Raw genomic sequence first — 7,218 nt, 5'->3', positions numbered from 1 at the left:
GGCAGAGGGGTGAATCCCAACCTCGTGTTTGATCCGGCTGGCGGGCACGACTTCGGCAACGTGCGAGTGAACACCGAGCCCACGCAACTGGTGACGATCCGCAATGATGGGTCCAGCGACATCACCATCGATTCCGTCACCCTGTCGGGGGACTCGTCCTTCTCGATCGTGACCAAGCCGAGCGGAGCCTTCACGCTGGCGGCCAACGGGGGACAGGAGCAGGTGACGGTGAAGTTCAAGCCTGTCGCCTTGATGTCCGCATCCGTTACGGGCACCCTGAGTTTCAACAGTGCGGACACGGCCTTCGCCAGCACCCCCTATACACTCAGGGGCAGGGGAGTAAAGCCAAACATCGTGTTTGCTCCGGTTGGCGGACTCGACATTGGCGAAACCTACGTGGGCTCCGACGTCACCACGGGCACGGTGACGGTGCGCAACACCGGTACCGGCCCCATCACCTTCTCCAAGATCTCCATCGAGGGGGACTCGGCCTTTACGCTCGTTTCTCCTCCGGCAACTCCGTACACACTCGCTCCGGGAGACCTGCCGCTGACGGTGAAGTTCAAGCCTCTCTCCGAGATGCCAGCTGCTGTTTCTGCCACCATCAAACTCACCAGTGCGGACCCGGACTTCCTCGAGAGCCAGGCCCAGGTCAGTGGTAGGGGAGTCAGGCCCGCCGTCCAGGTGGCGCCCACGTCACACGCCTTTGGTTTACAGCCTGTGGGGAGTGTCAGCGCGTCCACGCCAGTGAAGGTGAGCAACCTGGGGAGTGGTACCCTTCGCATCACTTCCGTTCGCGTGAGTGGACCCTTCGCGCTCGACTCGACGGATCCGTTCAACCTGACGGATGACGACAGGGAGAGAACGCTTGCGGTCACGTTCCGCCCTACCGCACAGGGCGCGGTCACTGGGAGCGTCACCTTCGATACCAACGACCCGCTCAATTCCACGGTTACCGTCAACCTGTCTGGTAATGGAGAGACTTCGCTCGGGGTGTCCCCCACCACCATCGACTTCGGTAACGTTCGTGTAGGAGGAACGCCTGGAGAGCAGCAGGTCACCTTCACGAACGAAACCCCGGTCGCCATCACGCTCCAGCGGGTCTCATTCAGCTCGGATGGCCAGTTCAGCGTGGTGGGGCTCTCCACGCCGGTGGTGCTCAATCCTGGCAGTCCAGGTTACCCTCTCAAGGTACGGTTTACTCCCAGCAGAACGGGGGATGCGAATGGCATCATCATCATCGAAAGCTCTGCTACCCACAACGCACATACGTTGACGCTTTTGGGCAGGGGCACCGAGGCGAAGGTGCAGATTTCTCTTCCCAGCCAGCCTGGCCAGACTGCACTCGATTTCGGAAACGTGGAGGTCAACAGCACGAAGCAGGAGCTGGTGCGGCTCACGAACATCGGAGGAGCTCCGCTCGATCTGACGAGCGCCAAGGTCGTCACCAAGCTGGCGGATGGAGGTACCGCTGTTTCCAGCGCTCCTTTCGAATATCGCGGCCCGAGCACGCTCGTGGACATTGCGCCCGATGGTGGGTACGTCCAGTTCCCGGTGGCCTTCTCGCCGACGCAGAACGCCGAGTCCTCCGCGACCCTCGTCATCAACTCGAACGCAGTCAACAATCCGGTGGAACTCCCCCTGATTGGTAATGGCGTTGCCGCCCGGCTCAGGTTGTCCTCATCAGCCCTTGCTTTCGGTAATCAGCGCGTGGGGAGCCCCAGTCTTCCCCAGCGAGTGTTCATCACGAATGATGGCAAGGCCGATCTCAAGATCCAGGGACTCGTCTTCACACGTGATTTTGACATCTCACCCTCCATGTCGCTCCCTTCTCCGGAGTCACCCCTGGTGGTACCCAAGGAGGGAGGAACGCGTGCTCTCGACGTGATCTTCACCCCCTCGGTGCGCAGCCCCGTGGATGGCAGCCTGACGATTCTCAGCAATGCCATCGACTCGGTCCCGCCGCTGACCTTGAGCGGAACAGGAATCGATGGGCTCAGCAACGTGTCTCCCACGGATATCAACTTCGGGGGAATGGAGGTCGGGTCTTCCTCCGCGAAGGTGGCAGTGCGGGTGAGAAACGGGGGAGATGCCCCGCTGACGCTCGTGAGTGCGACGATCGAGAACTCAACGGAGGAGAATCCCTTCATCATCACGGGATTCAATAGCGGGATGACGCTGAGGCCTGGGTTGGTGGATGTGCACGAGTTCTTCGTCGCATTCAGGCCGCTCGTGAACGGCTATCAGAGCGCGAATCTCGTCATCCTGACCGATTCCGCGCTCAATCCCAAACACAATCTGACGGTGACGGGCACGGGCGAGGGCGCGGAGGTGGAGTTGCTCCGTCCGAGTGTCACCTTCAACAAGACCAATGTGGGCGGGGTCAATTCCCAGTCGTTGTCCATCAGGAACAAGGGGGTGAGGACGCTGCAGATCTATGACATCTCCTTCGACAAGAAGACCGTCCTGGATGGTGGGACAGCGGGCACCGATGACATGGCGTCGGATTTCGGTGTTGGCCGCAGTGCCGACGGGGGCACGCTCTTCACGCTGTCGGTGGATGCCGGTGACGTCGTCCCTGTCGAACTGAAGTTCTCCCCGACGGCGGTGGGCCTCCGGGAGGCCAGGGCCGTCATCACTTCGAATGCCAAGACTGTCAGGTTCGACGTGTCGGGTGAGGGGACTTCGCCCGTTCTGGTGGTGGATCCGCCCATCCTGAACATTGAAGGAGTCCTGCTGGGGTCCTCCTCCACGGCCCAGATCAAGATCACCAATGAAGGCAATGGTTCGGTCTCCATCGACAACATAACGTTGAGCCAGACGGGCGAGACGTTCAAGTTGACGCATTCTGCTGTACCCATTCCTCTCGCGCCCAAGGCAAGCGAGACGTTGTTCGTGACGTTCTCGCCGACCGAGGCGCAACCATTGGCCTCGGCCCAGTTGCTCGCGGTGCCCAGCAGCACGAGCGTACCGCGTGTACTGGTGCCCATCGTTGGTGTGGGAGTCCGGGATCCCGTCTCGGTGGAGTCGGAACTGGATTTCGGACAGCAACTCGTGGACAACACGTCGCTCCCGCGAACCCTTCATATCTCCAACAACACGGACAGTCGCATCAGTCTCACAGGTGTCACCGTCGTTGGGACGGATGCCGCGCAGTTCACTCCAGCGACGTTGCCAACGTCGGTTGAGCTGGTTCGCGGCACGCCGTTCCCCCTGAATGTGACCTTCAGGCCGCGGGCTCAGGCCGATGTGAATAGCGTGCTGAAGATCTTCTTCGCCCAACTGTCTTCGCCGATAGAGGTTCCTTTGCGTGGCAAGGGAATTCCCAAGGTGCTCTCCATCAACCCGTCACCGCTGGACTTTGGTGGTGTGCGTGCTGGGACAGGCATGCGAGAAGAGCCGATCACGCTCATGAACTTGAGCAGCGATCCGATCACCCTTCTGAGGCCAGAGGTGATCTACAGCAATGGCGAGCCCTTCCTCTTCGATTGGGCCTCCCTGGAGGGTCTGGTGCTCAATCCCGGCGAGCCCGTCATCAAGAAGGTGAAATACCAGCCGACGGTGGAGTCCACGTCCGAGACCGAGCTGTACTTTGGTACGAGCTCGCCGCTGAAGCCTCGGGCGGTGGTGTTCAAGATGCAGGGCAAGGCAACCAGACGCGTCCTCAGTGCGGACGTGGCCAGCCTGGATTTCGGCCGGGTGGATGCCAAGGCACCCGCGCAGACCAAAACAGTCACCATCACCAACAAGTCGCCCCAGCCGCAGAATGTCGTGGTGACGATGAAAGCGCTCGATGATTCTCCTTTCGTCCTGGGGACGAGTGGCCTGACAGGAAGCATTCCGCCAGAGGGGAGCGCTACCTTCACGGTGACGTTTGATCCCGACAAGGCGGGTGAGGTCGAGGACGAGGTGCAGGTGCGGTTGCAGGACATTGCCGAGCCCGAGGTGCAGATCTCCGTGAAGGGGATTGGCCGCATCCTGACGGGGTCTGGGGGAGGCTGTGCCTGCGGCAGCACCGAGGCGGGAAGCGCGGGAATGCTGATGCTCCTGGCGCTGGTGGGCCTGGGCTCGCGGCGGCGGAAGCGCGAGTAGCCGGATGAGCTTCGACGTCAGGAAGATGCTCGAGCAGCTCGAGACGGGCACCCCCGCGGACACGGGGGTGCCGGTCTGGCAGCAGCAGAGCTGGGAAGATCCGGAGGGGTTCGCCGCCGCGTTGGCCGTGGCCCATGTGGGCCGCGGCGCCCCCCTCAAGAGCCGCGCGGGCCAGCACTACGATTTCTTCCACGACCTCGTCGTCCGTCACGGCAACACGGACCGCCTGGCCCTGCGCTGCTACGATCGGAGGAACGGCTGGCAGGTGCTGAGCTACCGCCAGTTGCACGAGCAGGCCTCGCGGCGGGCCACCGAGTGGGCCCGGCAGGGCGTCAAGGCCGGCGCCAAGGTGTGCCTTTTCTATTCTGTCGGAAAGGAATTGCTCGTCTCGCTCGCGGCCGCCCTGGGCCTGGGCGCCTGCATCAGCTTCCTGCCTCCCCAGGGCCGGCGCTTCATCTCACGCCGTCTGGCCACGCTCGCGCCGGATCACGTCGCCACCGAGCCACACCAGGTGCTCCTGCTGGAGGGCTTCGAGAAGAAGCTGCTCAACAACCAGGGGCAGGCCGCTCCCGCATTCACGTCGCACACCTACAAGCCGGCCGAGCCGGTGGGCCTGCTCTTCTCGCCCCTGGTGGAACCTCCCGGCACGCCGGCTCCGCTCCTCGCCGAGGACGCCTGGCGTGGGGCGCTGGTGGACGGGTTGCTCACGTTCGGTGTCGGTCCCGAGGAGCATCTGGCCGCGCCCGGCTATCACCCGCTTCAGCACCTGCCGTCCTTTCTCCTCACCACGCTGCTGCGCGGGGCCACGTACCTCCACCTCGAGCTGCCGGACATCGAGGCCAACCCCGCGCTGCTCACCGAGCACCCCGTGCGTGCGCTCGGTGTCACCCCGGCGCTGCGCGACGTGCTGTTGCGCACCCGCACGCAGCTCAAGAACGTAGCCCACTGGTTCCGCAACCCCGAGGAGCCCATCGACTGGCAGTCCTGGCGCGCCTGGGTCAAGCAATGTGGGCTGTCCTCCGTCCCATCCTCCAACGTGCTGGTGGATGCATCCGCGGGGGGCTCGGTGCTCGTCTCCCCGCGGCGGGTGAGGGATGTGCACACAGAGACGCCTCCCGCTCCGGGACGCCGCTGGGTGCTGCACGACGTCAACATGAGCGGCCAGGAGGCCCCGGGAGATCTGGGCGTCTTCACCCTGCTGCCGGACGAGGAGCGGCCGCCCGCCTACCTGGTCCTCACGCGCTCCTATGGCCTGTTCCATTACGGGGGACCGCGTACGGCGAGGAGGGAAGGGCGCGTCTATCCCACCGCCGAAGTGGCCGAGGTCGTGCAGGAGCTGGCCTTCGTGCGGGGTGCCGCCGTGGTGCCTGCCCCCACGGGTGGCGTGGCCGGCCACTACCGCTACGTGCTGCTCGTCTTCACGGGAGCCCAGGCCCCGCAGACGAACGTCTGGTTGCAGGAGGTCCGCCGCTGCCTCGAGCTCCAGCTCGGAGCGGAGTACCTGCCCGACCGGACCGAGTTCATCCCCCTCTATCCTCGCAAGGTGGACGGGCAGGTGGACGAGGCCTGGTGCCTCACGCAGTACCTGACGGGTGCGCTGCACCGGAAGAGCTCGGATCCGCTCTTCCAGTCCCTGACCGCGCTGCGTGGACACCTGCTGGAAAAAGGAGGGCAGGGTGTGTGACGATGGTGCGCCGCGCGAACCTTCGCCACGGAGTGCGCCATGGGAGTCCAGGTTGTCATGGGGGCCATGCTGCAGTGCAGTTTCGGAGCGGCCCCTTCGTCGATGGTGGTGCTGCCCACCAACAAGATCCTGGCCACGACGCCCGCGGCCAACATCATGGACAACAAGCCCATGCTGAACATCATGCCTTTCGGCATGTGCATGTCCATGGCCAACCCCACCGTGGCCGCGGCGACCGCGGCGGCCATGGGGGTGCTCACGCCCATGCCGTGCGTGCCCGCCACGGCGGCTCCCTGGGCTCCCGGTTGCCCCAAGCTGCTGATCGGCAACATGCCGGCCTTGGACAGCAACTGCAAACTCATGTGCAACTGGGGCGGCGTCATCCAGGTCGTCTCCCCTGGTCAGTTCACGGTGCAAGATGGCTGAGTCCGCGAAGTCCCTTCCTCCTCCTCCCCTCCAGCCCAACCTCCTGGACAAGCTCCTGGATGCCGAGGCGCCAGACCTCGAGAGTTCGGATGATCAGCTGGAGAAGGTCAACAGCCTGGTGTCCAAGAGCGCCTACCTCGATGCGGCGCGGGCCGCCGAGGCGCTGCTGCGCCAGGGCCTCTACGACGTGCGGCTCGTGGGCCCCTACCTCCTCGGCCTCTTCATCGAGGGGGGACTGGAGGCGATGCCCACCGTCTTCCAGGGGCTCTCCCGTACGCTGCTGATCAACTGGCAGTACTTCGGGCCCCGTGATCGCAGGGACGTCTTCGCCGATGGAGGCCTGCGCTGGATGCTCAAGGTGCTCAACAAGCACCTCGAGCACCACGAGCGCCTCAAGGACGAGACGTGGCAGCGTTGGAGCGCCCCCACCAACCGCGAGTCCCTGGAGCAGGCCCTCACGCTCAGCGAGGAGATCTTCTCCGCGTTCGGCAGGGTGATGCCGCGCAACGGCTGTGAAGCCCCGTTCCGCCGCCTCACCCAGTGGCTGGAGAACCACCTGCGGTCGCTGCCCGCCCCGGAATCGTTGGAAGAGCCCGAGCCGGAGCCCGCCGACGAGCCCGAGGAGGAGGAGCCCGAGGCGCAGTCGCGGCCCGCCGCGTCCGCGCGCTCCGTGTCCGCGTCCGCCGGTCCCACCATGCCGGTGTCACCCGCGCTGGCCCAGTTGATGCTCAAGCTGGCCGCGTTCGACACCCTCGTCGCGCGCCAGGACTTCCAGCGTGCCAGCGTGGTGGCGGCCGACGTGCTGAACGTGGTGGAGCACTTCGATCCGCGCGTGTATCTGCCCGCGATCTTCTCCCGATTCTTCGCTGGGCTGAGCATGAACGCGGAGCAGGTGGAGCCCATGTTGCAGAGCACCGAGACGCTGTCCTTCCGCGCGCTGGAGCAGCTCTACAGGGTGGACCTGGAGGCCTTCCTCGCGCAGGGGGAGGGGCCGGAAGGGGAAGGGGAGTAGCGCC

Annotated in this window: 4 protein-coding genes; all 4 read left to right on the top strand. The window is 64.5% G+C overall.

The window, feature by feature from the left end; all coding sequences use genetic code 11:
* The first annotated feature begins 9 nt into the window (after positions 1-9).
* Genes Q664_RS44505 through Q664_RS44490 form a run of 4 tightly spaced genes read left to right on the top strand, consistent with a single transcriptional unit; the run spans position 10 to position 7,214 of the window.
* Positions 10-4,092 carry a choice-of-anchor D domain-containing protein gene (locus Q664_RS44505; protein ID WP_043411175.1) on the top strand — a complete coding sequence of 1,361 codons (4,083 nt, stop codon included), beginning with the start codon at positions 10-12 and terminating at the stop codon, positions 4,090-4,092.
* A 4-nt stretch (positions 4,093-4,096) separates the two neighbouring features.
* Complete coding sequence (locus tag Q664_RS44500) at positions 4,097-5,776, top strand: acyl-CoA synthetase family protein (protein WP_043411172.1); 1,680 nt, start codon at positions 4,097-4,099, stop codon at positions 5,774-5,776.
* A 39-nt stretch (positions 5,777-5,815) separates the two neighbouring features.
* Positions 5,816-6,202, top strand: coding sequence for a DUF4280 domain-containing protein (locus Q664_RS44495; RefSeq protein WP_043411168.1), 387 nt, complete (start codon positions 5,816-5,818; stop codon positions 6,200-6,202).
* Positions 6,195-7,214: a type VI secretion system protein IglI family protein gene (locus tag Q664_RS44490; RefSeq protein WP_043411162.1), complete on the top strand. Its 1,020-nt coding sequence runs from the start codon at positions 6,195-6,197 to the stop codon at positions 7,212-7,214. Before Q664_RS44495 ends, Q664_RS44490 begins: the two co-directional genes overlap by 8 nt.
* Positions 7,215-7,218 lie beyond the last annotated feature (4 nt).

This window comes from Archangium violaceum Cb vi76 (genome assembly GCF_000733295.1).
Lineage (GTDB): Bacteria > Myxococcota > Myxococcia > Myxococcales > Myxococcaceae > Archangium > Archangium violaceum.
Note: the sequence above shows the minus strand (reverse complement) of the source record. Positions and strands in the feature narration are given on the sequence as shown.

What these genes read in the sequence shown, in the direction of transcription:
- Q664_RS44500 (WP_043411172.1), top strand. Translation starts at nt 4,097, where the DNA reads ATGAGCTTCGACGTCAGGAAGATGCTCGAGCAGCTCGAGACGGGCACC.
- Q664_RS44495 (WP_043411168.1), top strand. Translation starts at nt 5,816, where the DNA reads ATGGGAGTCCAGGTTGTCATGGGGGCCATGCTGCAGTGCAGTTTCGGA.
- Q664_RS44490 (WP_043411162.1), top strand. Translation starts at nt 6,195, where the DNA reads ATGGCTGAGTCCGCGAAGTCCCTTCCTCCTCCTCCCCTCCAGCCCAAC.